The following is a 633-nucleotide window of genomic DNA, read 5'->3' as shown; positions in this document are numbered from 1 at the left end:
TTTACCGATGGCGAAAGCCAATATTGATGTCTCGATTGAGGGCCGCCAAATTACATTGGTTGCGGATAAGCCTGCTTTCTTTGTGCATGTGGAGTGTGATACCCAAGGTCGTTTCAGTGATTCCAGCCTCACTCTTCTGGCGAACCAGCCTGTAACGATTGAGTTTTTGGGAGACGATCTGGACGCGATGTCGGCATCGTTAAGGGTTTACCATTTGATGCAGTAAACACAAACTCAACGTTGAAAGGGGGCTTCCATGCTCCCTTTGTTGTTTCACACTAGAGCAAATTACGTTTTGCCCACGTAATGGCCTGCATGCGGTTTTTGACTTCGAGCTTACGGAAAATACTATAGAGGTGCGATTTCACCGTGTGCTCACTGACAAAGAGCGAATCGGCAATATCAAGGTTTGAGCCACCCTGACACAGTGCGGAGAGCACTTGCATCTCACGACGGGTCAGTTCCATTTCGAGTTTCGTTTCTAGCTCACCGACGGTATTGTTTAGGCTCAATAGGTGGCCAATCAGTTGATTGAGAATATCGCGAGAGAGCCAATTCTCTCCGTTTAAAATGCCTTTTAGCCCCATCATTACCTTGTCGAAATCATCCTCAAAATAGAACAAACCTTTCAAG

General features: G+C 46.4%; 2 protein-coding genes. One reads left to right on the top strand and one right to left on the bottom strand.

Annotation, left to right across the window (positions count from 1 at the left end; translation table 11 throughout):
* Window positions 1–226 (top strand): glycoside hydrolase family 2 protein (locus R8N47_RS26085; RefSeq protein WP_318186215.1); only part of this gene is annotated, 226 nt, incomplete at its 5' end.
* A gap of 52 nt (window positions 227–278) precedes the next feature.
* Here R8N47_RS26085 and R8N47_RS26080 read toward each other — a convergent pair.
* A partial coding sequence (locus R8N47_RS26080; RefSeq protein WP_318186214.1) for a LuxR C-terminal-related transcriptional regulator occupies window positions 279–633 on the bottom strand: 355 nt, incomplete at its 5' end.

This window comes from Vibrio sp. 2132-1, from assembly GCF_033344315.1.
This window is presented reverse-complemented; position numbering and strand designations above follow the sequence as displayed.